The following is a 25303-nucleotide window of genomic DNA, read 5'->3' as shown; positions in this document are numbered from 1 at the left end:
CGGTTCGGCCCCCACTCCAGCGTTTTGCATATCTGCTCGCAACGCGTGTTTCCATCTCGGCTTATCTAAGTCGCTGGTGGCTTCAACCGCAAAACACCAGACTTGGCTGATGTCAGCCAACTGGGAATCACACCAGGGGCACCGCCCATGCATCTTTCCGAACTGAAAGCCCTCCACGTCTCTGCCCTCATCACGATGGGCGAAGAGCTGGAGATCGAGAACGTCGCTCGCATGCGCAAGCAGGAGCTGATGTTCGCGATCATGAAGAAGCGCGCCAAGGGCGGCGAGCAGGTTTTCGGTGATGGCGTGCTCGAAGTGCTGCCTGACGGCTTCGGCTTCCTGCGGGCCCCTGATGCGAGCTACATGGCATCGACCGACGACATCTATCTGTCGCCGAGCCAGATCCGACGCTTCAACTTGCACACCGGCGATGCCATCGAAGGCGAAGTTCGCGTCCCGAAAGATGGCGAGCGCTACTTCGCACTGGTCAAGGTGGATCGCGTCAACGGCGTGACGCCCGAGGAGAGCAAGCACAAGATCATGTTCGAGAACTTGACCCCGCTGTTTCCCAAGGAACAGTTCAAGCTCGAACGCGACATCAAGAGCGAAGAGAACGTCACCAGCCGCATCATCGACTTGATCGCCCCGATCGGCAAAGGCCAGCGCGCCCTGCTGGTCGCGCAGCCCAAGACCGGCAAGACGGTGATGATGCAGCAGCTGGCGCATGCGCTGGTGGCCAACCATCCCGAGGTCTACCTGATCGTGCTGCTCGTCGACGAGCGCCCGGAAGAAGTGACCGAAATGGTTCGCACCGTGCGCGGTGAAGTCATCAGCTCGACTTTCGACGAACCCGCCGCCCGCCACGTGCAGGTGGCCGAGATGGTGATCGAGCGCGCCAAACGCCTGGTCGAAATGAAGCGCGACGTGGTGATCTTGCTGGACTCCATCACCCGCCTCGCCCGCGCCTACAACAACGTGCTGCCATCGTCAGGCAAGGTGCTGACTGGCGGCATGGATTCCAATGCGCTGCAACGCCCGAAGCGCTTCTTCGGTGCCGCACGCAATGTCGAAGAAGGCGGCTCGCTGACCATCATCGGCACTGCGCTGGTCGATACCGGCAGCCGCATGGACGAAGTGATCTACGAAGAGTTCAAGGGCACGGGCAACTGCGAAATCCACCTCGACCGCCGCATGGCCGAGAAGCGCGTCTACCCCTCGATCCTGATCAACAAGAGCGGTACCCGCCGCGAAGAACTGCTGCTGCAGCCTGAAATCCTGCAAAAGACCTGGATTCTTCGCAAGCTGCTGTACCCGATGGACGAGATCGAGGCGATGGAGTTCATCCTCGACAAGATGAAGTCGACGAAGAACAATCACGATTTCTTCGACATGATGCGGCGCGGCGGCTGACGGGCGTCAGCTCCGTGGCATAATCTCGGGTTTTCCGCATTCTGGAAAGTGCGCTGAAGGGTTCAGCGTGGCTCCCGGTACTCACCGCGAAGAGGTTCCCATGAAAGACGGCATTCACCCCAACTACCGCGACGTTTGCTTCGTCGACCTGTCCAACGGCTTCAAGTTCGTGACACGTTCGTGCGCGCAAGCCAAGGAAATGATCAAGCTGGAAGACGGCCGTGAAGTGCCTCTCTTCAAGCTCGAAACCACCAGCGAATCGCACCCGTTCTATACCGGCACGCAGAAAAGCGTGGACTCCCTGGGCGGCCGCGTCGAGAAGTTCCGCAACAAGTTTGCGCACCTCAAGAAATAAGCGTCAAACGGGACACAGACAAAGGCAGCTTCGGCTGCCTTTTTCATTGGCGCAAGCGTTCATCCGACGGCCAAGTTGCTGCATCATCGCCGTCTGCTCAAATCCATGACACCTTGAACTCACCGAACCCTGCTCTCGTGACTGAGCGTGCGGCCAGTCGCCTGCCACGTGTCGCGCTGCTGCTGCTGTGTGCGGCTTACCTGCTGCCCGGCCTGTTCGGCCGCGACCCTTGGAAGAGCGCCGACCTCATTGCCTTCGGCTACATGGTGAACATCGCGCAGAACCACACCTCGTGGCTCTCGCCGATGGTCGGTGGGTTGCCAGCCGATGCGGCGCTTCTTCCCTATTGGCTGGGAGCAGGTTTCATCAAGCTGTTAGGCCCATGGATGACCCCCGAGCTGGCCGCTCGCATCCCGTTCACCATTCTGCTGGGGCTGAGCTTTCTGCTGACCTGGTACAGCACCTATCACCTGGCCCGCACCGACGCAGCCCAGCCTGTGCCTTTCGCTTTTGGCGGCGAGGCACGCCCGACCGACTACGCCCGCGCTGTCGCTGACGGCGCGTTGCTCGCCCTGATCGCGTCGCTCGGCTTGCTGCAGCTCGGCCATGAGACCACGCCCGAGCTCGTGCAACTGGCCAGCGTCGCGCTGTTTCTGTATGCGCTGTCGGCCGGCCCGTTCCGTCCCTGGCAAAGCCGCATCGCCGTACTAGCCGCCTTGCCTGCACTGGCAGCCAGCGGCGCGCCCAGCATCGCGATGCTGTTGGCCGCAGTAGGTGCCGTGGCTTGCGTGCGCAGTAGCTATGAGCCGGCGCGGCGTTTTGTGGCCTGGGTCGTGGCTTCCGCCGTTCTGGCTGCGTTGGTCGCCACGGCCTTGGGTGCCTGGGGCTGGAGGCTTCAGACCTACAACGTCGCAGCCGAGATTTTCAGCATCTCCCGTCTCTTCGCGTGGTTCATGTGGCCAGCCTGGCCGCTGGCGTTGTGGACGCTCTGGCGGTGGCGCAACCACCTGCTGCATCGGCACATCTTCGTGCCACTGGGCTGCGCTCTGGTCGGCCTCGTTGCCTGCATCGCGATGGGTGGGTCGGACCGCGCGTTAATGCTGGCGCTACCGCCCCTGGCGGTGTTGGCCTCATTCGCGCTGCCCACGCTTCACCGCGGCACAGCCTCGGCGATCGACTGGTTCTCGGTCTTCTTCTTTAGCGCCTTGGCGATTGCGATCTGGGTCGTCTATCTCTCTGTCTACACCGGCATCCCTGCCAAGCCCGCGGCCAATGTGATGCGCCTCGCCCCCGGTTTCGTGCCGAGCCTCTCGGTCGTGGCCTTGATCTTGGCTGCGCTGGCCACCGTGGCTTGGTTGTGGCTGGTGCAGTGGCGCACCGGGCGCAATCGCCACCCATTGTGGAAAAGCATGGTGCTGCCCGCCAGCGGCGTGGCCCTGTGCTGGTTGTTGTTGATGACGCTCGGCCTGCCACTGTTCGACTACGCGCGCAGCTACAGGCCGCTGATCACCCGCATCGCCCAGTACGTGCCTCGAGACGCCTGCATCGCGGCCCCCGGCATGACCCGGGCGCAGCTGGCCGCACTCGAGTTCTTCGGCGACTATCGGGTCGACGGCACGGCGAGTGGAAGCAACACACGTTGCGAGTTCTTGCTGCTCACCGAAACCGTCTCGCAGCGTGCACAGGCAGCGCCGGGCTGGCTGCTCATGGCCCGTGAACAGCGCCCTTCCGACAAGGAAGAGGTCATCGCGGTCTATCGGCGCAACAGCGAAAGCTTCACAGCCCGGTAGCTCTCGCGCTCGTCAACCCGAAACAGCCTGATCGCTGGCGCGAGTGAAGCGCTTGGCATCAGCTGCCGGCTCGACAAGGCGCACACGCGCCGACGGAAAAATCAGGCAGAAGCTCGACCCCTTGCCGGGTTCGCTCTGCACGTCGAGCTCACCGCCATGGCGCTGCACCACGTGCTTCACGATGGACAGTCCCAAGCCAGTGCCACCCGTCTCACGCGAACGGCTGCCATCCACACGGTAGAAGCGCTCGGTCAAGCGCGGGATGTGTTCGCGCGCGACGCCGATGCCGGTATCGCTCACGGTGATTTCACCGGAGCCGTCGTCTCGCATGCGCCACGCCACGCCAATGCGTCCACCCTCAGGCGTGTAGCGAACGGCGTTCGTCACCAGGTTGCCAACGGCACTCAACAGCTCGCTCTCCGTGCCGGCCAATTGAGCGGCATCGGCATCCGTCACGGTGAACTGGTGCCGCCCCATAGACAAGGCCGACGCGTCGGCATGTGCCTGCCCCAGCAGCTTGCCCACAGCCACCCAGCGATCGCTTGGCGGGCGGCGGCTGCCTTCCAGCTGCGCCAGCGTGAGCAGGTCGCTCACCAGGGTCTGCATGCGCTGCGTCTGCTGCGACATCAACACCAACACGCGGCGCCGTTCCACTTCGGTGAGCGGCAGGTTGCTCATGGTCTCGATGAAGCCTGACAAAACCGTCAGCGGCGTGCGGATCTCGTGCGACACATTCGCCACGAAATCGCGCCGCATCGCATCTGAGCGCTCGCGCTCCGTCACGTCCAGAGACAGCACCAGCTTGAGCCCATCGCCATACGGCCGAACGAGAACAGACAAGGTGCCGCGTCCGCGCGGCTCGGGGATCAGCACGGGCTCGCCGAATTCTCCAGCCTGCAGATAGGCCACGAAGGCCGGCGCACGCACGAGGTTGGTGACGCGCTGGCGGCGGTCTCGCGTCGGGTCCAGCCCGAAGTGATCGGCTGCAATCGAGTTGCACCACGTGATCTGGTCGCCTTCATCGAGCAGCAGCACGCCGTTGGGTGACGCCTCCATTGCGGACAAGAACTGCGCGAGGCGCGTCTGCTCAAGCTCCATGCCTTTTTCGCGGCTGCGAATGGAGCGTTCGACGCGGTAGCCGATCTCACCCCAGAAGCCTGTGTCGCGCGGTGCCTGGTTTTCCAGCGTGCCGCTCAACCAGTGAATGAGCCGGTAGCCGCGCAGCGTATCGATCAGCGCCAGCACGCTCACACCGATGGCACCGCCCATCACCGAGCCCACCACGGGCGCATGAAAGGGGTCTCCGGCCAGAAACCCGATGAAGCCACCCACCGCCATCACGATGGCGCCTGTCAACAGTCGCGGTAGCAGCCAGTTCACTCGATTCAGGCAGACAGGGTCTGCACTTGCTGCGTCAGTCGGTAGCCCGCACCGCGCACGGTTTCGATCATGTGGGAGCAGTGCACAGGGCTCAGGGCTTCGCGCAGGCGTTTCACATGGACATCGACCGTGCGCTCCTCGATGAAGACATGGTCGCCCCACACGCGGTCGAGCAACTGCGAGCGGCTGTGCACGCGCTCGGGGTGGGTCATGAAGAAATGCAGCAGGCGAAACTCGGTCGGACCGAGGCGAACTTCCTGCCCATCGCGTGCCACGCGTCGCGTGGCCGGGTCGAGCTTAAGCAGCCCCACCTCCACCGCGGCGTCCAGCGCTTCGGGCGCCTTGCGGCGCAGCACGGCGCGGATGCGCGCCATCAGTTCATGCGTGGAGAACGGCTTGGTCAGGTAATCGTCGGCCCCTGCGTCGAGCCCGGAGATCTTGTCAGACTCTTCGGCGCGTGCGGTCAGCATGATGATCGGCAACTCGCGCGTGCGCGCTTGTGAACGCCAGCGTTTGGCGAGCTGCAGGCCGGACTGGCCTGGCAGCATCCAGTCGAGCACCACGAGATCGGGCAGCACCTTGTCGACTTGCTGCAACGCCTCGTCAGCGGTGGTCGATACCACCACCTCGTAGCCGGCGTGGCGCAAGTTGATCGAGATCAGTTCGGCAATGGCCGATTCATCTTCCACCACCAGAACCTGGCTCATGGCAACTCCCTGTCCGTTGAGTACCCCGGCCGATCCACAGAGCGGATGCAGGTCGGCTCGAGAGCGGCCTGGCGCTCGTTCCGTTTGGCGTGTCTTGCAGTCATGCTCACTTGACCATCGACTCCACGGTTTCCACCGGGTTGTGCCGCACGTCGGTTCCCTTGACGATGTAGATGATGACTTCAGCCAGATTCTTGGCATGGTCACCTACACGCTCGATGGCCTTGGCCACGAAGATGAGGTCAATGCTCGATGAGATCGTGCGCGGGTCTTCCATCATGTAGGTGATGAGCTTGCGCATCAGTCCATCGAACTCCTGGTCGATCTGGTCGTCCTGCTTGAGCACCTCGACGGCCTTGGTGATGTCTAGCCGAGCAAACGCGTCCAGGGCTTTACGCAACTGGGCAATGGCGAGCTCGGACTCGTACGCGAGGTCGTTCACCGGCAGGCGCAGGCGGCTCGACACGCCGGTGTTGATCAACCGCTGCACGGTGCGCGCAATGCGTGCGGCTTCGTCGCCCACACGCTCCAGGTTCGCGATCGTCTTGGAGATGGCAATCAGCAGGCGAAGATCGCGTGCCGTGGGTTGGCGCCGCGCAATGATGGTCGACAGATCACGGTCGATCTCGATCTCCATCGCGTTCACGCGCTCTTCGTTGCGCAGCACTTCGGTGGCGACTTCGCCGCTGAAGTTGGTGAGCGCGTAAACGGCCTGGGCCACCTGTGACTCGACCAAGCCGCCCATCTCCAGAACGCGGGTGGAGATACCACTGAGTTCTGTGTCGAATTGCGTGGACAGATGCTTTTCACTCATGTTGGCTCCTTGGTGGCCTCTGGTATCAGCCGAACCGGCCGGTGATGTAGTCCTCGGTGTCCTTCTTCTTCGGCTTCATGAAGAGCTCAGACGTTGGGCCGAATTCGATCAGGTCACCCAAGTACATGTAGGCAGTGAAGTCGGAGCAGCGTGCGGCCTGCTGCATGTTGTGCGTGACGATGACGACGGTGTAGTCGTTCTTCAGTTCGTGGATCAATTCTTCGATCTTGCCGGTGGAGATCGGGTCCAGCGCCGAACAGGGTTCGTCGAGCAGCAGCACTTCGGGTTTGATCGCAATACCTCGCGCGATGCACAGGCGCTGCTGCTGGCCACCTGACAGGCCAGAGCCGCTTTGATTGAGCTTGTCGCGGACTTCATTCCACAACGCGGCCTTCTTCAACGCCCACTCGACGCGTTCGTCCATCTCCACACGTGGCAAAGTCTCGAACAGGCGAACACCGAAAGCGATGTTGTCGTAGATCGACATCGGGAATGGCGTCGGCTTCTGGAACACCATGCCGATCTTGGCGCGGATCAGCGAGACGTCCTGCTTCGACTTCAGGATGTTCTCGCCGTCGATCATGATCTCGCCTTCTGCGCGCTGCTCGGGATAGAGCTCGAACATGCGATTGAAGGTGCGCAGAAGTGTCGATTTCCCACAGCCCGACGGGCCGATGAAGGCAGTGACCTTCTTCTCGGGAATCTCGAGGTTGATGTGCTTGAGCGCATGAAACGCGCCGTAGTAAAAGTTCAGGTCGCGAACCGCCAGCTTCGGCTTTTCGGTCACGCCAAATTCGACTTTGGTGTCCATGTTCTGCGAACTCCGGAATCAGTGTTTGTTGCGGAAGAAAACCCGCGCCATGATGTTGAGCGTCAGCACGCCGAGCGTGATGAGGAATACCCCCGCCCATGCCAACTTCTGCCAGTTCTCGTACGGGCTCATCGCAAACTTGAAGATGGTCACCGGCAGGCTGGCCATTGGTGCCGCGAGGTTGGTGGTCCAGAACTGGTTCGACAAGGCGGTGAACAGCAAAGGCGCTGTCTCGCCTGCAATGCGCGCCAGCGCCAGCAGCACACCGGTGATCACGCCCGCCCGTGCCGCCTTCAGCGTGATCGTCATGATGACGCGCCACTTCGGCGTGCCTAGCGCGTAGGCCGCTTCACGCAACGAGTTGGGGATCAGCGTCAGCATGTTTTCGGTGGTGCGGATCACCACCGGAATCACGATGAGCGACAGCGCCAGAATGCCAGCCATCGCCGAGAACGACTTGACCTGCGCAACCACCACCGAATAGATGAAGAGGCCGATCACGATGCTCGGCGCCGACAACAAGATGTCGTTGATGAAGCGCGTGGCGCTGCCCAGCCATGTCTTCTGCCCATATTCGCCGAGATAGATGCCCGCAAGCACGCCGACAGGTGTGCCGACCGCAGTGGCCAAGCCCACCATCACCAGAGAGCCGAAGATGGCATTGGCCAAGCCACCAGTTTCGGCTTGCGGCGGCGGCGTCATCTGGGTGAAGGTATCGAGGTTCAAGCCGCCCAGACCCAGACGGATGGTCTCAAACAGTATCCAGAACAGCCAGAACAAGCCGAAGGCCATGGCAGCAAGCGACAGCGTCAGCGCAATCGCATTCACTGTCTTGCGCCGGCGGTGCTTGGCCAAGCGGCCAGCGTCCATCGCGATGAAGTTATTGCTGCTCATGTGCGGGTCCCCTCGCCCTTCTTCAGGCGAGAAAGCAGCAGCCTGGAGAACGACAAGACCACGAAGGTGATGAAGAACAGCACCAGGCCGAGATAGATCAGCGAAGCCTGGTGAAGACCCTCGCCTGCTTCGGCGAACTCGTTGGCCAGTGCGGAAGAAATGCTGTTCGCTGCCTCGAACAGCGACAAGCTGTTGAGCTGGTTGAAGTTGCCGATCACGAAGGTCACGGCCATGGTCTCGCCGAGTGCACGACCGAGCCCCAGCATGATGCCGCCGACCACACCCGTCTTGGTGTACGGCAGGACCACCTTGAACACAACCTCCCAGGTCGTGGAGCCCAAAGCGTACGAAGACTCCTTCARCATGGCGGGTGTCACGTCGAACACATCCCGCATCACCGAGGCGATGAACGGAATGATCATGATCGCGAGGATGATGCCGGCGGACAGGATGCCGATGCCCACTGGCGCGCCGGATACCAGCGTGCGCAGCACCGGCACGTTGACCAGCATCGCCTGCAGCGGCTGCTGCACGTATGTGGAGAGCACGGGGCTGAACACCAGCAGACCCCACATGCCGTAGACGATGGACGGTACGGCGGCCAGCAACTCGACGGCAATGCCCAGCGGGCGGCGCAGCCAGCCCGGAGACAGTTCAGTAAGGAACAGCGCAATGCCGAAGCTCACAGGCACCGCAATCAGCAGCGCGATGAGGGAGGTCATCAGCGTGCCGTAGATCATGACCAGGCCGCCGTACTTGTTCTGCACGGGGTCCCACTCGCTGGTCCACAAGAAGCTCAGGCCGTATTCCCGGATCGCCGGTGCGGCACCGTAGAGCAGCGAGGCGATGATGCCCGCCAGCAGCAGCAAGGTGAGGATGGCGGCGCCGTGCGCGAGCACCGAGAACACCGTGTCAGCCCACGGCGCAGACCGCCGATCCGAAGGCGGGTGCCCCAACGGGTCAGAGCGTTGCATCTTGTCTGGCTCGTAGTGAGATGCAGGAAGTGTAGCGGCCACGGCCCCTCCGTTAGGCAAGCGGTGACGCCCGTTGACGGGCGCTCACCGCAGTCGATCGATGCTCTGTTCAGCTCACTTGAACGCGACTTGCTTGCCCGTCGCGTCCTTGATCTCGGCCCACTGCTTGCGCACCAGATTCTTCACCRCATCAGGCAGTGCCACGTACTCGAGGTCAGCGGCGGCGGCATCGCCGTTGGCGTAGGCCCACTCGAAGAACTTCAGCGAAGCGGCAGCCTGGGCAGGCTTGTCTTGCGCCTTGTGCATCATGATGAAGGTGGCGCCAGTGAGCGGCCACGCATCCTTGCCGGCCTGCTCGGTCAGCACTTGGTAGAAGCTCTTGTTCCAGTCGGCACCAGCTGCTGCAGCCTTGAAGTTGATGTCGTCAGGCGAGACGAAAACGCCGTCCTTGTTCTTCAGCTGGGTGTAGGTCATCTTGTTCTGCTTGACGTAGGCGTACTCGACATAGCCGATCGAGTTGGGCAGGCGATTGACGAATGCCGCCACGCCTTCGTTGCCCTTGCCGCCCGCGCCGGCAGGCCAGTTGACGGCCGTACCTTCACCGACCTTGGTCTTCCATTCTTCGTTCACCTTCGAGAGGTAGTTGGTGAAGATGAAGCTCGTGCCCGAACCGTCGGCACGGCGCACCACCGAGATGGCGGCATCAGGCAACGGCACACCGGGGTTCAGTGCCGTCAACGCAGCGTCGTTCCACTTGGTGACCTTGCCCAGATAGATGTCGCCCAGCACTTGACCGGTCAACTTGATCTGACCCGGCTTGATGCCGGCGATGTTGACCACCGGCACCACGCCGCCAATGACGGTCGGGAACTGGACCAGGCCGTCGGCCTTAAGTTCTTCGTCTTTGAGCGGCATGTCGGACGCGCCGAAGTCGACGGTCTTGCCACGGATCTGCTTCAGGCCGGCACCCGAGCCGACGGATTGATAGTTGATGCGAGCGCCGCTGACCTTGTTGTAGGAGTCTGCCCATTTGGCATACAGGGGCGCCGGGAATGTCGCGCCGGCGCCGGTAACGTCTTGAGCGAAGGCTGCGCCGGACAGGAGGCCCAGGGCGATCGTGGTCGTGGCAAATCGAATCGAGGAGTTCATGCGTGTGCACCTTTCCAGTGAGCAACTGATGGAATGGCGTGACTGTAAAAGTCGCATGTGACACCGCCGTGACACAAATGGACGACTTGTCATCGTCACTGTGTTGTCACGCAACTGACATATCACCCCTCGCGGGGCGAAATATTCAGGCTCGGAACAGGTTCGCCAGCCGGTCGGCGCAGCCTTGGGCCTGGGCCGCATCACGGGCCTCGACCATCACGCGTACCAGCGGCTCGGTCCCCGAAGCGCGGATCAGCAAGCGCCCATCGTTGCCAAGCTCGCGCCGAACCTGGCTCTCGGCTTCGGCCAAGCCGGCCGCCGCCTTCCAATCCTGCGCAGGTTCGAGCCGCACGTTGATCAGCACCTGCGGAAACAGCGTCACCGGCGCCAGCAGCTCGGCCAGCGACTTGCCACTGCGACTTATGGCTTGCAACACCTGCAGGGCGCTGACGATCCCATCGCCCGTGGTGTGCTTATCCAGCGCCAGCAGGTGACCAGAACCCTCGCCACCCAGCAGCCAACCGCGAGTGGAGAGTTCTTCCAACACGTAACGGTCGCCGACTTTGGCACGGACAAACTCGATGTCGCGCGCCTTGAGCGCCACTTCGACGGCCATGTTGGTCATCAGCGTACCGACTGCGCCCGGCACTCGCTGTCCTTGGGCCAGCCGGTCGTCGACCATCACATACAGCAATTCGTCGCCGTTGTAGAGGCGGCCGCCGGCGTCCACCAACTGCAAGCGGTCGGCGTCGCCGTCGAGCGCGACGCCGTAGTCGGCCTTGTGCTCACGGACGGCCTTCACCAGCGCCGCCGGAGCCGTCGCGCCGAAGCCGGCATTGATGTTGACGCCATCCGGGCTGCAGCCGATGCGCACGACCTCGGCCCCCAACTCGTGGAAAACCTCGGGCGCCGTCTGATAGGCCGCACCATGGGCCGCATCGACCACGATCTTCAGCCCCTTGAGCGAGAGGTCGTTGCCGAAGGTGCTCTTGCAGAACTCTACGTAGCGACCTCGCGCGTCGTCCAGGCGCCGTGCCTTGCCAAGCCGCGCCGAGTCCACCCAATGCGGCGCTTCGGCCAATGCTGCCTCGACTTCGATCTCCCATTCGTCGGACAGCTTCTCGCCGCGCGCGGAAAAGAACTTGATGCCGTTGTCTGGGTRGGCGTTGTGAGACGCACTGATCACAACCCCCAGGTCGAGCCGCAACGCACGGGTCAGGTAAGCGACGCCCGGCGTGGGCAACGGCCCGCTGAGCAACACGTCCACCCCAGCAGAAGCAAAGCCGGCTTCGAGGGCCGATTCGATCATGTAGCCCGAGATGCGAGTGTCCTTGCCGATCAGCACGGTGGCCCGCGCGGTGTGAGACTTCAGCACGCGGCCGACAGCGTGGCCGAGGCGCAGCATGAAATCGGGCGTGATGGGCGCCTGCCCCACGGTCCCACGGATGCCATCGGTGCCGAAATAGGTTCTGCTCATGCTTGGTTGCTTCTCTTGGCTTTGTGGCTRCTATTGCTGCCTCAGGATTGTGCAGCAGCCGGGTTTACGAGCCGCCTAAAAGGCCCGCCGCGCGCATCACCTTGAGGCCATCAATCGTGGCCGCCACGTCGTGAACGCGCAGTACCTTGGCACCATGCTGTGCGGCTGCCAGCGCGGCGGCCACACTGGCGACGACCCGGTCACCCGTCGCGCGGCCGGTCAAGACGCCCAGGCTGCTCTTGCGCGACCAGCCGATCAGCAAGGGGTAGCCCAGCGCGAGCAACTCCGGCTGCCGAGCGAGGAGCGCGAGGTTGTGTTCAACCGTCTTGCCAAAGCCGATGCCAGGGTCGAGCACGATGCGCTCAGCCTGCACTCCCGCCGCCTCAAGCGCTGTCGCACGGCTGCGCAGAAAACTACCCACCTCTGGCAGCACGTCGCCATAGATCGGCTTGATCTGCATCGATTCAGGCTCGCCTTGCATGTGCATCAGGCACACACCGCAAGTCGGATGCGCAGAAACGACTTCCATGGCCCCTATCCACCTCAGGGCGTAGATATCGTTGACGATGTCCGCACCCAGATCGAGCACTGCACGCATCGTTTCCGGCTTGTAGGTGTCGACGGACACCGGCACGCCGAGCGACAGTGCTCCTTGCAGCACCGGCAACACGCGGGCCAGTTCTTCTTCCAGTGGCAAGGGGACAGCACCCGGGCGACTCGATTCGCCTCCCAAGTCAAGGATGTCGGCCCCTTCCTTCACTAATTGCTCGCAGTGCGCAAGCGCAGCTTTCGTGGTTGCATGTCGCCCGCCGTCGGAAAACGAGTCCGGCGTGATGTTGACGATGCCCATCACCCGGTGCTCGCTCAGGTCGATGCGAAAACGGGTTGTCTGCCAGGTCGACGCGGTCATGCAGTTTCACCACGAGAAACGAAAACGGGGCCGAAGCCCCGTTTTCTGAAGTTGCCTTCGAAGCCCGTTCAGGCCGCGGCGGGCGCGCTGTCAGGGTTGACGGGAGGCACCGAGCCCCCCGACTTGCTGGAGGGTGTCGACCAGTCCTTCGGCGGGCGCGGCGGCTTGCCGTTCATGATGTCGTCGATCTGCTCGGCGTCGATGGTTTCCCATTCGAGCAAGGCCTTCGCCATCGCGTGCATCTTGTCCTTGTTGTCTTCGATGTGCTTCCGGGCGACCGCGTACTGCTCATCGATGATGCGGCGCACTTCTACGTCGACACGCTGCATGGTCTCTTCGGACACGTTGGTCGTCTTCGTGACCGACCGACCCAGGAAGACCTCGCCTTCGTTCTCAGCGTAGACCATCGGGCCCATCGCTTCGCTCATGCCATAGCGCATGACCATGTCGCGAGCAATTTGCGTGGCGCGCTCAAAGTCGTTGCTGGCGCCGGTGGTCATCTCGTTCATAAACACCTCTTCGGCGATACGCCCGCCAAAGAGAATCGAGATAGTGCTCAGCATGCGGACCTTGTCGCTGCTGTAGCGATCACCTTCGGGCAACTGCATCGTGACACCCAGCGCACGGCCACGCGGGATCACCGTCACCTTATGCACCGGGTCAGCCTTGGGCATCAGTCGTGCCACCAAAGCGTGGCCCGACTCGTGGTACGCGGTGTTGCGACGCTCTTCCTCGGCCATGGCCATGGACTTGCGCTCAGGGCCCATCATGATCTTGTCCTTGGCCTTCTCGAAGTCGATCATGTCGACCACGCGACCATTGCGGCGCGCCGCGAACAAGGCGGCCTCGTTGACCAGGTTGGCCAGGTCGGCACCCGAGAAACCAGGCGTACCTCGCGCCAGGATGTCAGCACGGATGTCTTGGCCCACCGGCACCTTGCGCATGTGCACATTGAGGATCTGCTCGCGGCCACGAACATCGGGCAAGGTCACATAGACCTGGCGGTCGAAACGGCCTGGGCGCAGCAGCGCGGGGTCGAGGATGTCGGGCCGGTTGGTCGCCGCCATCACGATCACGCCGAGATTGGTCTCGAAGCCGTCCATCTCGACCAGCATCTGGTTCAAGGTCTGCTCGCGCTCGTCGTTACCGCCACCCAAGCCGGCACCGCGGTGACGACCGACCGCGTCGATTTCGTCAACGAAGATGATGCAAGGCGCACTCTTCTTGGCCTGTTCGAACATGTCGCGCACGCGGGCTGCGCCCACGCCAACGAACATCTCGACGAAGTCAGAACCCGAAATGCTGAAGAACGGCACCTTGGCTTCGCCGGCAATCGCCTTGGCGAGTAGGGTCTTGCCAGTTCCCGGAGGGCCGACCAGCAACACGCCACGCGGGATACGGCCACCCAACTTCTGGAATTTCTGTGGATCCTTCAGGAAGTCGACAAGCTCCTTGACCTCTTCCTTGGCCTCATCGCAACCTGCGACGTCGGCAAACGTGGTGGTGTTGTTGGCTTCGTCGAGCATCCGCGCCTTGGATTTGCCAAAGCTGAAGGCGCCGCCTTTTCCGCCACCTTGCATCTGCCGCATGAAGTAGATCCAGACGCAGATCAGCAGCAGCATCGGGCCCCAGGAGACCAGGATGCTCATCAGGATCGACGGCTCTTCGTCGGCCTTGCCAGACACCTGAACACCGTACTTCATCAGGTCCCCGACCATCCAGATGTCGCCGGGCGACGCGATGGTGTACGACTGGCCGTCTGACGGCGTGACCTTCAGGTTGCGCCCCTGGACTTCAACGCGCTTGACCTTGCCGGCCTTCGCGTCGTCCATGAACTGGGTGTAGGTCACACCCTCGGCAACACGGGGTTTGTCGAACTGTTTGAAGACAGTGAACAGCACCAGGGCGATCACCAACCAGACAGCGACTTTAGAGAACCATTGATTGTTCACCGCGGCTCCTTTGCAATCAAAACTTCCGCACAGGCGCACGGCGTGCCCCGCATCCACGGCATATGGGGCGGATTCTATTCCAGTCAAGTGCGGTGACCGCTTTCGTTTCCCTCGCGGCGCGCAGGCTCATCGCTGGAGCCAGGGCACTACTTCACGATCGGCCGTCGACCGCAACACCAGGCTTCTTCAGTCCCATGCCGACCAGAAAAGTTTCAGCCGATTTGTCTCGAGATGCTTTCGGTTTGAGCGGTTTCACAACGCGAAAGGTCTTCTTGAAAAGGTTGGTCAACTGGCTGTAACCGCTGCCATGGAACACCTTGGCCACCAGTGCTCCGTTGGGCGCCAGATGGTTCTGTGCGAATTCGACCGCCAACTCGACCAGATGTTCCATTCGCGCGGCATCCGAGCTCTCGATACCTGAGAGATTTGGCGCCATGTCGGAAATCACCACGTTCACCGCACGTCCTGCCAACAGCGTGCGCAGCTGGGCCAGCACCTCATCTTCCCGAAAGTCGCCCTGGAGGAAGCTGACACCCTCGATCGGCTCCAGCGGCAGCACGTCGAGCGCAATGATGGTGCCGTTCAGCGCGCCAGCTGCTGCCCCTCCGACGCCCGCTTCCTTGGGTGCGAACTTGCGGCGCACGTACTGGCTCCAGGCGCCGGGTGCCGCGCCCAGATCGACCACCAGCTGCCCCGGCTTGATCAGCTGCAGCGTTTCGTCGATTTCCTTCAGCTTGTAAGCGGCACGCGCGCGGTAGCCCTCTTTCTGGGCCAGCTTGACATAGGTGTCGTTCACGTGGTCGTGCAACCACGCCTTGTTCACCTTCTTGCTTTTCGTCTGTGTTTTCATGAGCCTGCTCTTGGGCGGACACCTTGGCCCAACCCTTTGCCAACGATAATAGAGGCATGCCTGCCATCGAACTCCGCCCCGCCCAGCGCAAGGAAAAACGCGCTGAAGCCCATCACCTCGAACCCGTGGTTCGCATCGGCGGCGATGGCCTGACTCCCGCCGTGATCAAGGAAACCGATGCCGCGCTCAACGCCCACGGCCTGATCAAGGTACGGGTGTTTTCCGATGAGCGCGAGACCCGCGAGGCCATGCTCGCCCGCCTGAGCGACGAACTGAATGCCGCGCCCATTCAGCACATCGGCAAGCTGCTCGTCTTGTGGCGCCCGATTCCGCCGAAGGAAAAGATCGAACGCGAGGACCGCGGAGCCGGCCCCAAGGTGGTGAAGATCCTCAAGTTCTCCAAAAGCGGCAATCACCGGCCCCAGGTCAAGAAGATCAAACTGCTCGGCAATCAGCGCATCGCCGCTGGCGGGCAGGTCAAGCGGGCAAAGAAGCGCATCACCAGCGTCAAGCGAACTGCTGTTGATTGAGATCGGCCTCAGGCCGCTGAAAGGCGCCACGCCAGTGCGAGGATCAGCAGGCCTTTGAGCACAAAGAACACCGCAGAAATGCCGTGCAAGGCGCCGAAGGAAAGTGCGCCCTGCCCCACTTTCGCTGCAGCCATCATCGGCTGCAGGGCGAAGTAGCCAAGAACGGTACAGAAGAGCGCACCGAGTACCAGCAACATGTTGGCGCTCATCACCGAACCAGCTCCCGCCTCGACGTCATCTCTGGTGCGTCGACGAATAGCCATCAGCAGGATCAGCGCGACGCCGAGGCCCACATAGGCCTCTCGCGCAAACATCTGCCCAGCCACTTGTCCGGCGACGTCGCGCGGCGCGATGGCAAAGCTTGCCGGCGCTCCGATCGCAGCAATGCACAGAATCACGCCAGCCCAGAGACCGGCAAGCAGCGCAGCGGCACGCCTCAGGTCAATGCGCATCACCGATGCCGCGGTCAGAGATAGCGAACCTTGATGATCTCGTAGCTCTTCAAGCCGCCGGGCGCCTGAACTTCGGCCACTGAGCCTTCTTCCTTGCCGATGAGCGCGCGCGCGATTGGGGAGCCAATCGAGATGCGGCCTTGCTTCAGATCGGCTTCGTCTTCACCGACGATCTGGTAGGTGACGGCTGCACCGGTCTCTTCATCTTCCAGATCGACCGTGGCACCAAAGACGACACGGCCATCGGCGTTCAACGTGCTCGGATCGATGATCTGTGCCGCAGCCAACTTGCCTTCGACCTCGAGGATGCGCCCCTCGATGAAACCCTGCTTGTCCTTGGCGGCTTCGTATTCGGCGTTCTCCGACAGATCCCCTTGCGCACGCGCTTCCGCAATGGCCTGAACCACAGCGTGGCGCTCCACGGTCTTCAGGCGATGCAACTCGTCTTTCAGCAATTGCGCGCCGCGTTTGGTGATGGGAATGGTGGCCATGTTGAAACCTTGAAACTCAAAATGAGAACCGCCGCCTTCTCCCTTGCGGGAGTTTCGGCGGCGGCCGATGTGTGAAATGGTGCCCCGGGCCGGCTCTGCCGGCTCGCCCCCGAGGGACAAGGGAACTTGGGGCGTCCCGCGTTCCCCCCAGGAGATCGAGAAAGTCTAGTGCAGTTCCGCGTGCAGTTCCTGCAGGGATAGCACCACCAGATCATCCTGGTGCTTCATGCCTTCGACAGCAGCCTCACAGCCAGCCATGCTGGTGTAGTAGGTGATGCGGTTGGCAAGTGCAGCCTGGCGGATGTGGCGCGAGTCAGCGATTGCCGTACGCGTTTCATCCACCGTGGTGAAGACGAGCTGGATCTCTCCTGCCTTCACCATGTCGACGATGTGGGGCCGGCCATCCTTGACCTTGTTGACGGCCTTCACCGGCACGCCACCTTCGGCGATGGCCGCGGCCGTGCCCTTGGTCGCGATGACCTGGAAACCGAGGGCGTGCAAATCACGAGCTACGACGACTGCGCGCGCCTTATCGCCATTCTTGACCGTGATGCAAACCGTGCCCTTGGTCGGCAGGCGCGAGCCCGCGCCGAGCTGACTCTTGAGCATGGCTTCGCCGAAGCTGCGCCCTGCCCCCATCACCTCGCCGGTGGAGCGCATCTCCGGGCCAAGGATCGGATCCACGCCGGGGAACTTGTTGAACGGGAAGACCGCTTCCTTCACCGAGAAGTACGGTGGAATGACTTCGCTCGGCACGCGGCCGTGGCGATCCTTTTGCTCCGACAGCTTCTGACCCACCATGCAGCGAGCAGCAATCTTCGCCAATGGCTGCCCCGTCGCCTTGGAAACGAAGGGCACCGTGCGCGACGCCCGCGGATTCACTTCGAGAACGTAGACCACCGCGTCGGCGCCCTCGCCCTGGATGGCGAACTGGACGTTCATCAGCCCCTTGACCTTGAGAGCGCGCGCCATCGCGATCGTCTGGCGGCGCAGTTCGCCTTGAAGTGTCTTGGGCAGCGAGTAAGGAGGCAGCGAGCACGCCGAGTCGCCGGAGTGGATGCCCGCCTGTTCAACGTGTTCCATGATGCCGCCGATCATCGTGCCGTCGGCCCGGTCGCTGCCGTCGCTGATGCAATCGACGTCGACCTCGATCGCGTCATCGAGAAAGCGATCGAGCAGCACCGGCGACTTCTCCGACACCTTGACGGCTTCGCGCATGTAGCGCTCGAGGTCCTTGTCGCCGTGCACGATTTCCATCGCGCGCCCACCCAACACGTAGCTCGGGCGCACAACCAGCGGGTAACCGATTTCTTGAGCCAAGACGAGCGCCTGCTCCTCGGTGCGGGCGGTGCGGTTCGGCGGCTGCTTCAGGCCAAGCTGCTGTAGCAGTTTCTGGAAGCGCTCACGGTCTTCGGCAATGTCGATGCTGTCGGGCGAGGTGCCGACGATCGGGACACCTGCACGCTCAAGATCGAGCGCCAGCTTCAGCGGCGTCTGGCCGCCGTACTGCACGATCACACCGACCGGCTTTTCCTTGTCGACGATCTCGAGCACGTCTTCCAGCGTCACCGGCTCGAAGTACAGGCGATCCGAGGTGTCGTAATCGGTCGACACCGTCTCGGGATTGCAGTTGACCATGATGGTCTCGTAGCCGTCTTCGCGCATCGCCAGCGCAGCGTGCACGCAGCAGTAATCGAACTCGATGCCCTGGCCGATGCGGTTTGGACCGCCACCGAGCACCATGATCTTCTTGCGGTTAGTGGGCTCGGCCTCGCACTCCTCGTCATAGGTGGAGTACATGTAGGCGGTCTGCGTGGCAAACTCGGCCGCGCAGGTGTCCACCCGCTTGTAGACGGGGCGCACGTTCTTCGCCCAGCGCGCCTCGCGCACGGCGTGCTGGTGCGTGCCCAGCAACTTGGCCAGGCGCCTGTCGGAAAACCCCTTCTGCTTGAGAAAGCGCAGCTCTTCGGTCGAGAGGCCATCGAGCGCACGACCGGCCAGCGCCTTCTCGGCCTGGATCAACTGCTCGATCTGCGCCAGGAACCACGGGTCGATGGCGGTCTCTTCGAACACTTCCTGCAGGCTCATGCCGATGCGGAACGCGTCACCGACGTACAGGATGCGCTCAGGGCCAGCTTCACCGATCTCTTCGATGATCTCGTCCCTATCGGTCGAGCGCTCGGTCAAGCCGTCGATGCCAGTCTCCAGGCCGCGCAAGGCTTTCTGAAAGCTTTCCTGGAAGGTGCGGCCCATCGCCATCACTTCGCCGACAGACTTCATCTGCGTCGTCAGGTGCGAGTCGGCCGCCGGGAACTTCTCAAAGGCGAAGCGCGGGATCTTGGTGACCACGTAGTCGATGCTGGGCTCGAACGAAGCTGGCGTCGCGCCACCGGTGATGTCGTTGCGCAACTCGTCGAGCGTGTAGCCGACGGCGAGTTTGGCGGCCACCTTCGCGATGGGGAAACCCGTGGCCTTGGAGGCCAAAGCCGACGATCTGCTCACGCGCGGGTTCATCTCGATGACGACCATGCGGCCGTCCTTCGGGTTGATGGAGAACTGCACGTTGGAGCCGCCGGTGTCCACACCGATTTCACGCAGGATCGCGATGCTTGCGTTGCGCAGGAGTTGGTACTCTTTGTCGGTGAGCGTCTGCGCCGGCGCCACGGTGATCGAGTCACCGGTGTGGATGCCCATCGGGTCGAGATTCTCGATGGAGCACACGATGATGCAGTTGTCGGCGCGGTCGCGCACGACTTCCATCTCGAATTCTTTCCAACCGATGAGGCTTTCTTCGATCAGCAGTTCCTTGGTGGGCGACAGGTCGAGCCCGCGCTTGCAGATCTCTTCGAACTCTTCCGGGTTGTAAGCAATGCCGCCACCCGTGCCGCCCAGCGTGAAGCTCGGGCGGATCACCATCGGGAAGCCGGTGCCGCCAATATCTTGCGTGATGCGGCGCTGAACGGCGAGCGCATCTTCCATTGAGTGGGCAATGCCAGACTTGGCGGAATGCAGGCCGATGCCCGTCATCGCATCCTTGAATTTCAGGCGGTCTTCGGCTTTCTCGATCGCCTTCTCGTTGGCCCCGATCATCTCGACGCCGTACTTGGCGAGCACGCCGTTCTTGTGCAAATCCAGGGCGCAGTTCAGCGCGGTCTGGCCCCCCATGGTGGGCAGCACTGCATCAGGCCGCTCCTTCGCGATGATCTTCTCGACCACTTGCCATGTGATGGGCTCGATGTAGGTGACATCGGCCATCTCCGGGTCGGTCATGATCGTCGCCGGGTTGCTGTTGACGAGGATGACCTTGTAGCCTTCTTCGCGGAGCGCCTTGCAAGCTTGCGCGCCGGAATAGTCGAACTCGCAGGCCTGGCCGATGATGATCGGGCCGGCGCCGATGATGAGGATGCTCTTGAGGTCTGCGCGCTTAGGCATTGTTCTTCTCCATCAGCGCGGTGAAGCGGTCGAACAGGTACGAGATGTCATGCGGTCCGGGCGAGGCCTCGGGGTGGCCTTGGAAGCAGAAGGCCGGTTTGTCTGTGCGAGCCAGGCCTTGCAGCGTGCCGTCGAACAGGCTCACGTGCGTGGGGCGCAGGTTGGCAGGCAGYGTTTTCTCATCGACCGCGAAACCATGGTTCTGGCTGGTGATGCTGACGCGGCCATCGTCCAGATCTTTTACCGGATGGTTGGCACCGTGGTGGCCGAACTTCATCTTGAAGGTCTTGGCGCCCGAGGCCAGCGCCAGGATCTGGTGCCCGAGGCAAATGCCGAACGTGGGAATGCCCGCGTCGATGAGCTCACGTGTCGCTTGAATGGCGTAATCGCAAGGCTCAGGGTCACCCGGGCCGTTGCTGAGGAAGATGCCGTCGGGCTTGCGTGCGAGCACATCGGCCGACGAGGTCTGAGCAGGCACCACAGTCACCTTGCAACCACGGCTGGCGAGCATGCGAAGGATGTTGCGCTTCACCCCGAAGTCGTAAGCCACCACGTGGAAGCGGGGCGACTTGAGCGAGCCGTAACCGCCTTCCAGCACCCATTCGGTTTCACTCCATTCGGTGACGTCCGTCTGGCTGACCACCTTCGCCAAATCAAGGCCGTTCATGGACGGTGCCGACTTGGCCAGCGAGATCGCCTTGTCCGCGTGCGCAGCCGTCAAAGTCTCGCCAAGAGGCAGCGTGAATATGCAACCGTTCTGCGCGCCCTTGCTGCGCAGTACGCGCGTCAGCCGACGGGTATCGATGTTGGCAATGGCAACGGTGCCCTCGCGCTTGAGGTAGTCCGACAGATTCATGTTCTGGCGGAAGTTGGATGCGACGATCGACAAGTCTTTGATGATCAGGCCGGCGGCGAACACCTTGCTGGCCTCGACGTCTTCAACATTGACACCGTAGTTGCCGATGTGCGGATAGGTCAGCGTGACGATCTGGCGGCAGTAGCTCGGGTCGGTGAGGATTTCCTGGTAGCCGGTCAGCGCGGTGTTGAACACCACTTCGCCGACCGTGTGGCCGGCAGCACCGATGGACACGCCTTGGAAGACCGTTCCGTCCGCAAGTGCAAGGAGAGCCTGAGCTTGATTTGGCAGCAATGGCGGGGGCACACGATTCTCCGATTTGTGCGCGCCCAGCTCTGCTCTTCGAGCACGAGACCGGTTGGGAAAACTGGTGGAGTTTTCGGCAGGAAACAGCGAGAGATTCGCTGGGCGGTGGGGTTGCGGGTAAACCTTCGAATTGTACCCGAGGCAAGAGGCGCAGCCTCCCCGGTCTGGAGTAAGAACGCTTATCGTTTCTAGAGCCCGGTACGGCCCGCGGGACAAGGACTTGAGTGGTGCCTCCGCACCCATAATCAGCGCCTATCAAACGAGGAGTGAAGCATGAAGGGCGACCCCAAGGTCATCGAGTGGCTCAACGCACAGCTGAAGAACGAGCTCACGGCCATCAACCAGTATTTCCTGCACTACCGCATGCTCAAGCACTGGGGCTTGGACAAGCTGGCGGCCAAGGAATACGCCGAATCGATCGGCGAGATGAAGCATGCGGACCGCCTGATGGATCGAATCTTCACACTGGATGGACTACCCAATCTGCAAGACCTTGGGAAGCTGCTGGTCGGCGAAGACACCGTCGAGATCCTGAATTGCGACCTGAAGTCAGAGCAAGGCGCGCAAGCCACCATCAAAGACGGCATTGCACACTGCGAATCGGTACGTGACTATGTCTCTCGCGACTTGCTGCAGGAGATCCTTGACGACACCGAAGAGCACATCGATTTCCTGGAAACCCAGCTCGACTTGGTCACCAAGGTGGGCCTGCAGAACTATCTGCAATCCCAGATGGGCGACGTGGCTTCCTGAATTGCCAAAACCTCCCGCAAACAGGGGCTTGATCGCCCCTTGAATTACGAATCATTCTTATTTATGATCGCGTCTGACGGCCCACTGAATCGGGCCGGGAGCGATTCGAATGATTGTTTGCGTGTGTCACCGCATCTCAGACCGCGACATCGAGCGCCACGTTCGCAATGGCTGCGCCAGCTTTGACGAACTGCAGATGGACAGCGGAGTCGCATCCTGCTGCGGCAGCTGCGCCGACTGCGCGCGGGACGTGTTCGATAACGCTCGCTCGTCGTCGTCGGGCAACCGGCCTCACGCAGCGACCTTCGCGTTGATTCCGATCGCTGCCTGAATACGCTCAGCCCAGGGCCGCGATGCCGGCCTTGGCGATTTGAACGTCTTCGCTCGCCTTCACCCCACTGACGCCCACGGCGCCCACGCACTGTCCTTGCACGAGGATGGGCACGCCGCCTTCGAGCAGCCCTTGGACCTCCGGCGCACTCAGAAACGCCGTCCGCCCCTGGTTGATCATGTCTTCGTAGACCTTGCTTTCGCGCTGCCCGAGTGCTGCGGTGTGAGCCTTGGCCGGTGCGATGTGGGCCGAAATCGGCGCCGCACCATCAAGCCTTTGCAGCCACAGCAGGTGGCCTCCGTCGTCGACGATGGAAATCGTCACTGCCCAGGCTTGGCGGAGCGCCTCTGCTTCAGCTGCGGCTGCGATTTTCTTGACGTCCTCGAGGGTCAGCATCGGCTTGGTCTTCATCGGTGTTCCCGTAGTTGTGAAAGTGATTGCGTGCCTGTGCCGGTCGATGGACTTTCGTCGCGACACGGGCCTGCAGGAATGTCGCACTATGCCAGTGGGGAACTAGAATTCACCTGCCCGGGTCTGACCCAGGCAGTTTTTCACTAGGAGTTTCCATGAACGACAACCTGCAGACCGCATACGGCATGACCGGCTCGATCACCACGGCCGATCAGCGCAGCCGTGTGCTTCGCAACACTTACTGGTTGCTGGCGCTTTCCATGGTGCCCACGGTGCTGGGTTCCTGGGTGGGCATGCAAATGGGGTTCAACTGGTTCGCACGCAACCCGCTCATCGGCTTCATGGTCTTCATGGGCGTCGCGTTCGGCTTCTTCTTCGCCATCGAGAAGACGAAGAACTCAGGCCTGGGTGTGGTCTTGCTGCTGGCCTTCACCTTCTTCATGGGCTTGATGCTGTCGCGAATGATCGGCAGCGTGTTGGGCAACTATCGCAACGGCAGCCAGCTGATCGCGATGGCCTTTGGCGGCACCGCGCTGGTGTTCTTCGGCATGGCCACTGTGGCCACCACCATTAAGCGCGACATCTCCGGCATGGGCAAATGGCTGTTCGTCGGCCTGCTCGGCATCATTGCAGCGAGCGTGGCCAACATCTGGCTGCAGATGCCGGCGCTGATGCTCACCGTGTCAGTGCTTGCGATCGTGATCTTCTCGGCCTACATGGTGTACGACCTGAAGCGCGTGATCGACGGCGGTGAAACCAACTACATCACTGCCACGCTGGCGATCTATCTGGACGTCTATAACGTCTTCGTCAATCTGCTGAGCATCCTCGGCATCTTTGGCGGCGAACGCGACTAACGCCTATCGGCGGGTCGGAAGGCGGGGGCCCTTTGGGGCCCCCTTCTTTTTTTCTGGTCAGCTTCTTTCGAAGACCGCCATGCTTTCGACGTGTGCCGTGTGCGGGAACATGTTGATCGCCCCGGCTGCCACGCAGGTGTAGCCGGCCTGGTGCACCAGCAGGCCGGCATCTCGTGCCAGCGTCGCGGGGTTGCAGCTGACATAGACGATTCGACTTGGCGGCACATAGCTCATGGCCCGGATGGGGTCGGCCGCCARATCGGCCAGCGCCTTTGCCAACGCGAACGCACCTTCGCGCGGGGGGTCGACCAGCCATTTGCCTGCGTTGCCATAGCTGGCCAGCTCTTCCGGCGTGATCTCGAAGAGGTTGCGCGCGACGAAGCTCGTCTTGCCACCCAGGCCATTGAGGGCCGCGTTCTCGCGTGAGCGGGCGACCAGCGTCTCGCTGCCTTCGATTCCCAGTACCTCGCCGGCTTGCGTGGCGATCGGCAGCGTGAAGTTGCCCAAGCCGCAAAACCAGTCAATCACCCGCTCGTCCGGCTTCGAATCAAGCAGGCGCAACGCCCGGCTGACGAGCACGCGGTTGATCTGGTGATTGACCTGCGTGAAATCGGTGGGCTTGAACGGCATGCTGATGCCGAACTCCGGCAAGGTGTAAGCCAGCGACGGCCCTTCAGCATCCAGCCGATGAACTGTTTCCGGCCCCTTCGGCTGCAGCCACCACTGCACGCCATGGGCTGACGCGAAATCGCGCAGCCGCTGCAGGTCCTTCTCAGTCAACGGCTCGAGGTGCCGCAACACCAGCGCAGTGACCTCGTCGCCCACCGCCACCTCGATCTGCGGCAACCGGTCGCGCTGGTCCATGCCGGTGATCAGGTCGCGAAGCGGCACGAGCATCGCACTCAGGTGCGGCGGCAGAATTTCGCAACTGTCCATGTCGGCCACGTAGCTCGACTTGCGCTCATGAAAGCCGACCAACACGCGCTCTTTCTTGACGACGTAGCGCACGGACAAGCGCGCCCGATAGCGATAGCCCCAGGATGGGCCCTCGATCGGCCGCAGCATGCGCTCGGCCTTCACCTTGCCCAGGTGCCAGAGCGCATCTTCCAGCGCACGCTGCTTGGTCGCGACCTGCGCGCCGACATGAAAGTGCTGCATCTTGCAGCCGCCGCAGGTGCCGAAGTGCCGGCAACCGGGCGTCACGCGCTGTGAGCTTTCATGCCGCAACGCCACGAGGGAGGCCTGCTCCCAGTTGTTCTTCTTGCGCTGGACGCTGACCAGTACTTCTTCGCCTGGCAAAGCACCTTCGATGAAGACCACCTTGCCCTCGGCGTTGTGTGCAACGCCCTGCGCCTCGAGGTCGAGAGACTCGACCTTCAACCACTCATCTGCTGCTGTCATGAGACCAATT

The 25303-nt window shown here is 62.1% G+C and carries 24 protein-coding genes; 7 read left to right on the top strand and 17 right to left on the bottom strand.

Annotated elements, in window-relative coordinates; translation table 11 throughout:
* The first annotated feature begins 147 nt into the window (after positions 1–147).
* The 3 genes from rho (at position 148) to AC1DYS_RS12475 (ending at position 3555) form a co-directional block, all read left to right on the top strand.
* Positions 148–1410 carry a transcription termination factor Rho gene (rho, locus tag AC1DYS_RS12485; RefSeq protein ID WP_047485702.1) on the top strand — a complete coding sequence of 421 codons (1263 nt, stop codon included), beginning with the start codon at positions 148–150 and terminating at the stop codon, positions 1408–1410.
* Between the two features lie 100 nt (positions 1411–1510).
* On the top strand, positions 1511–1765 hold the full coding sequence (locus tag AC1DYS_RS12480) for a type B 50S ribosomal protein L31 (protein WP_047485704.1): 255 nt from the start codon (positions 1511–1513) through the stop codon (positions 1763–1765).
* 137 nt (positions 1766–1902) lie between these two features.
* Positions 1903–3555, top strand: a complete 1653-nt coding sequence (locus AC1DYS_RS12475) for a hypothetical protein (RefSeq protein WP_477899404.1) — start codon at positions 1903–1905, stop codon at positions 3553–3555.
* 12 nt (positions 3556–3567) lie between these two features.
* On the opposite strand, the gene phoR is transcribed toward AC1DYS_RS12475, so the two are convergent.
* The 11 genes from phoR to AC1DYS_RS12420 form a co-directional block, all read right to left on the bottom strand.
* Positions 3568–4935 carry a phosphate regulon sensor histidine kinase PhoR gene (phoR, locus tag AC1DYS_RS12470; RefSeq protein ID WP_477899402.1) on the bottom strand — a complete coding sequence of 456 codons (1368 nt, stop codon included), beginning with the start codon at positions 4933–4935 and terminating at the stop codon, positions 3568–3570.
* Positions 4936–4940: 5 nt separating this feature from the next.
* Positions 4941–5642: a phosphate regulon transcriptional regulator PhoB gene (gene phoB / locus AC1DYS_RS12465; protein ID WP_477899400.1), complete on the bottom strand. Its 702-nt coding sequence runs from the start codon at positions 5640–5642 to the stop codon at positions 4941–4943.
* A gap of 106 nt (positions 5643–5748) precedes the next feature.
* Positions 5749–6456, bottom strand: coding sequence for a phosphate signaling complex protein PhoU (gene phoU, locus AC1DYS_RS12460; protein ID WP_477899398.1), 708 nt, complete (start codon positions 6454–6456; stop codon positions 5749–5751).
* Between the two features lie 25 nt (positions 6457–6481).
* Positions 6482–7267, bottom strand: a complete 786-nt coding sequence (pstB, locus tag AC1DYS_RS12455; protein WP_047485714.1) for a phosphate ABC transporter ATP-binding protein PstB — start codon at positions 7265–7267, stop codon at positions 6482–6484.
* Positions 7268–7285: 18 nt separating this feature from the next.
* Complete coding sequence (pstA, locus tag AC1DYS_RS12450; protein WP_477899396.1) at positions 7286–8161, bottom strand: phosphate ABC transporter permease PstA; 876 nt, start codon at positions 8159–8161, stop codon at positions 7286–7288.
* Positions 8158–9135, bottom strand: a complete 978-nt coding sequence (gene pstC / locus AC1DYS_RS12445) for a phosphate ABC transporter permease subunit PstC (RefSeq protein WP_477899394.1) — start codon at positions 9133–9135, stop codon at positions 8158–8160. The genes pstA and pstC overlap by 4 nt, the downstream gene beginning before the upstream one ends.
* Before the next feature lie 114 nt (positions 9136–9249).
* Positions 9250–10284, bottom strand: a complete 1035-nt coding sequence (pstS, locus tag AC1DYS_RS12440) for a phosphate ABC transporter substrate-binding protein PstS (protein WP_477899392.1) — start codon at positions 10282–10284, stop codon at positions 9250–9252.
* A 145-nt stretch (positions 10285–10429) separates the two neighbouring features.
* Positions 10430–11761, bottom strand: a complete 1332-nt coding sequence (gene glmM / locus AC1DYS_RS12435; RefSeq protein WP_477899390.1) for a phosphoglucosamine mutase — start codon at positions 11759–11761, stop codon at positions 10430–10432.
* 64 nt (positions 11762–11825) lie between these two features.
* Entirely contained in the window at positions 11826–12671 is an 846-nt protein-coding gene (gene folP, locus AC1DYS_RS12430; protein ID WP_477899388.1) for a dihydropteroate synthase, read from the bottom strand.
* 68 nt (positions 12672–12739) lie between these two features.
* The gene (gene ftsH, locus AC1DYS_RS12425; RefSeq protein WP_047485728.1) at positions 12740–14623 is read right to left on the bottom strand and encodes an ATP-dependent zinc metalloprotease FtsH; all 1884 of its coding nucleotides are present in this window, start codon (positions 14621–14623) and stop codon (positions 12740–12742) included.
* 151 nt (positions 14624–14774) lie between these two features.
* Positions 14775–15473, bottom strand: a complete 699-nt coding sequence (locus AC1DYS_RS12420) for an RlmE family RNA methyltransferase (RefSeq protein ID WP_477899385.1) — start codon at positions 15471–15473, stop codon at positions 14775–14777.
* Between the two features lie 56 nt (positions 15474–15529).
* On the opposite strand from AC1DYS_RS12420, the gene AC1DYS_RS12415 reads away from it, so the two are divergent.
* On the top strand, positions 15530–16003 hold the full coding sequence (locus tag AC1DYS_RS12415; RefSeq protein ID WP_047485732.1) for a YhbY family RNA-binding protein: 474 nt from the start codon (positions 15530–15532) through the stop codon (positions 16001–16003).
* 8 nt (positions 16004–16011) lie between these two features.
* Here the strand turns inward: AC1DYS_RS12415 and AC1DYS_RS12410 are convergent, their stop codons facing one another.
* The 4 genes from AC1DYS_RS12410 to carA all read right to left on the bottom strand — a co-directional run bounded on the left by AC1DYS_RS12410 (position 16012) and on the right by carA (position 21528).
* Entirely contained in the window at positions 16012–16455 is a 444-nt protein-coding gene (locus AC1DYS_RS12410) for a DUF4149 domain-containing protein (protein ID WP_477899383.1), read from the bottom strand.
* 14 nt (positions 16456–16469) lie between these two features.
* Positions 16470–16946 (bottom strand): transcription elongation factor GreA, encoded by a 477-nt coding sequence (gene greA / locus AC1DYS_RS12405; protein ID WP_477899381.1) that lies wholly within the window; start codon positions 16944–16946, stop codon positions 16470–16472.
* Positions 16947–17111: 165 nt separating this feature from the next.
* Positions 17112–20378: a carbamoyl-phosphate synthase large subunit gene (gene carB, locus AC1DYS_RS12400; RefSeq protein WP_477899379.1), complete on the bottom strand. Its 3267-nt coding sequence runs from the start codon at positions 20376–20378 to the stop codon at positions 17112–17114.
* Positions 20371–21528, bottom strand: coding sequence for a glutamine-hydrolyzing carbamoyl-phosphate synthase small subunit (gene carA, locus AC1DYS_RS12395; RefSeq protein WP_477899642.1), 1158 nt, complete (start codon positions 21526–21528; stop codon positions 20371–20373). Before carA ends, carB begins: the two co-directional genes overlap by 8 nt.
* A gap of 285 nt (positions 21529–21813) precedes the next feature.
* Between carA and bfr the strand changes: the two genes are divergently transcribed.
* The gene (gene bfr / locus AC1DYS_RS12390; RefSeq protein WP_477899377.1) at positions 21814–22293 is read left to right on the top strand and encodes a bacterioferritin; all 480 of its coding nucleotides are present in this window, start codon (positions 21814–21816) and stop codon (positions 22291–22293) included.
* 109 nt (positions 22294–22402) lie between these two features.
* On the top strand, positions 22403–22624 hold the full coding sequence (locus tag AC1DYS_RS12385) for a (2Fe-2S)-binding protein (RefSeq protein ID WP_477899375.1): 222 nt from the start codon (positions 22403–22405) through the stop codon (positions 22622–22624).
* Between the two features lie 6 nt (positions 22625–22630).
* On the opposite strand, the gene AC1DYS_RS12380 is transcribed toward AC1DYS_RS12385, so the two are convergent.
* A complete protein-coding gene (locus AC1DYS_RS12380) occupies positions 22631–23035 on the bottom strand; it encodes a GlcG/HbpS family heme-binding protein (protein WP_477899373.1) in 405 nt (134 codons plus the stop codon).
* Positions 23036–23190: 155 nt separating this feature from the next.
* Here AC1DYS_RS12380 and AC1DYS_RS12375 point away from each other — a divergent pair, with 155 nt between their 5' ends.
* Positions 23191–23892 carry a Bax inhibitor-1/YccA family protein gene (locus tag AC1DYS_RS12375; RefSeq protein WP_477899371.1) on the top strand — a complete coding sequence of 234 codons (702 nt, stop codon included), beginning with the start codon at positions 23191–23193 and terminating at the stop codon, positions 23890–23892.
* A gap of 57 nt (positions 23893–23949) precedes the next feature.
* On the opposite strand, the gene rlmD is transcribed toward AC1DYS_RS12375, so the two are convergent.
* A complete protein-coding gene (gene rlmD / locus AC1DYS_RS12370; protein WP_477899369.1) occupies positions 23950–25293 on the bottom strand; it encodes a 23S rRNA (uracil(1939)-C(5))-methyltransferase RlmD in 1344 nt (447 codons plus the stop codon).
* Positions 25294–25303: the final 10 nt, after the last annotated feature.

It is taken from the genome of Rhizobacter sp. P2_G4, from assembly GCF_056403575.1.
Note: the sequence above shows the minus strand (reverse complement) of the source record. Positions and strands in the feature narration are given on the sequence as shown.

Coding starts and splice junctions, on each gene's coding strand:
- rho (WP_047485702.1), top strand. CDS start 148: ATGCATCTTTCCGAACTGAAAGCCCTCCACGTCTCTGCCCTCATCACG.
- AC1DYS_RS12480 (WP_047485704.1), top strand. CDS start 1,511: ATGAAAGACGGCATTCACCCCAACTACCGCGACGTTTGCTTCGTCGAC.
- phoB (WP_477899400.1), bottom strand. CDS start 5,642: ATGAGCCAGGTTCTGGTGGTGGAAGATGAATCGGCCATTGCCGAACTG.
- phoU (WP_477899398.1), bottom strand. CDS start 6,456: ATGAGTGAAAAGCATCTGTCCACGCAATTCGACACAGAACTCAGTGGT.
- pstB (WP_047485714.1), bottom strand. CDS start 7,267: ATGGACACCAAAGTCGAATTTGGCGTGACCGAAAAGCCGAAGCTGGCG.
- pstA (WP_477899396.1), bottom strand. CDS start 8,161: ATGAGCAGCAATAACTTCATCGCGATGGACGCTGGCCGCTTGGCCAAG.
- folP (WP_477899388.1), bottom strand. CDS start 12,671: ATGACCGCGTCGACCTGGCAGACAACCCGTTTTCGCATCGACCTGAGC.
- AC1DYS_RS12420 (WP_477899385.1), bottom strand. CDS start 15,473: ATGAAAACACAGACGAAAAGCAAGAAGGTGAACAAGGCGTGGTTGCAC.
- AC1DYS_RS12415 (WP_047485732.1), top strand. CDS start 15,530: ATGCCTGCCATCGAACTCCGCCCCGCCCAGCGCAAGGAAAAACGCGCT.
- AC1DYS_RS12410 (WP_477899383.1), bottom strand. CDS start 16,455: ATGCGCATTGACCTGAGGCGTGCCGCTGCGCTGCTTGCCGGTCTCTGG.
- greA (WP_477899381.1), bottom strand. CDS start 16,946: ATGGCCACCATTCCCATCACCAAACGCGGCGCGCAATTGCTGAAAGAC.
- carB (WP_477899379.1), bottom strand. CDS start 20,378: ATGCCTAAGCGCGCAGACCTCAAGAGCATCCTCATCATCGGCGCCGGC.
- bfr (WP_477899377.1), top strand. CDS start 21,814: ATGAAGGGCGACCCCAAGGTCATCGAGTGGCTCAACGCACAGCTGAAG.
- AC1DYS_RS12385 (WP_477899375.1), top strand. CDS start 22,403: ATGATTGTTTGCGTGTGTCACCGCATCTCAGACCGCGACATCGAGCGC.
- AC1DYS_RS12380 (WP_477899373.1), bottom strand. CDS start 23,035: ATGAAGACCAAGCCGATGCTGACCCTCGAGGACGTCAAGAAAATCGCA.
- AC1DYS_RS12375 (WP_477899371.1), top strand. CDS start 23,191: ATGAACGACAACCTGCAGACCGCATACGGCATGACCGGCTCGATCACC.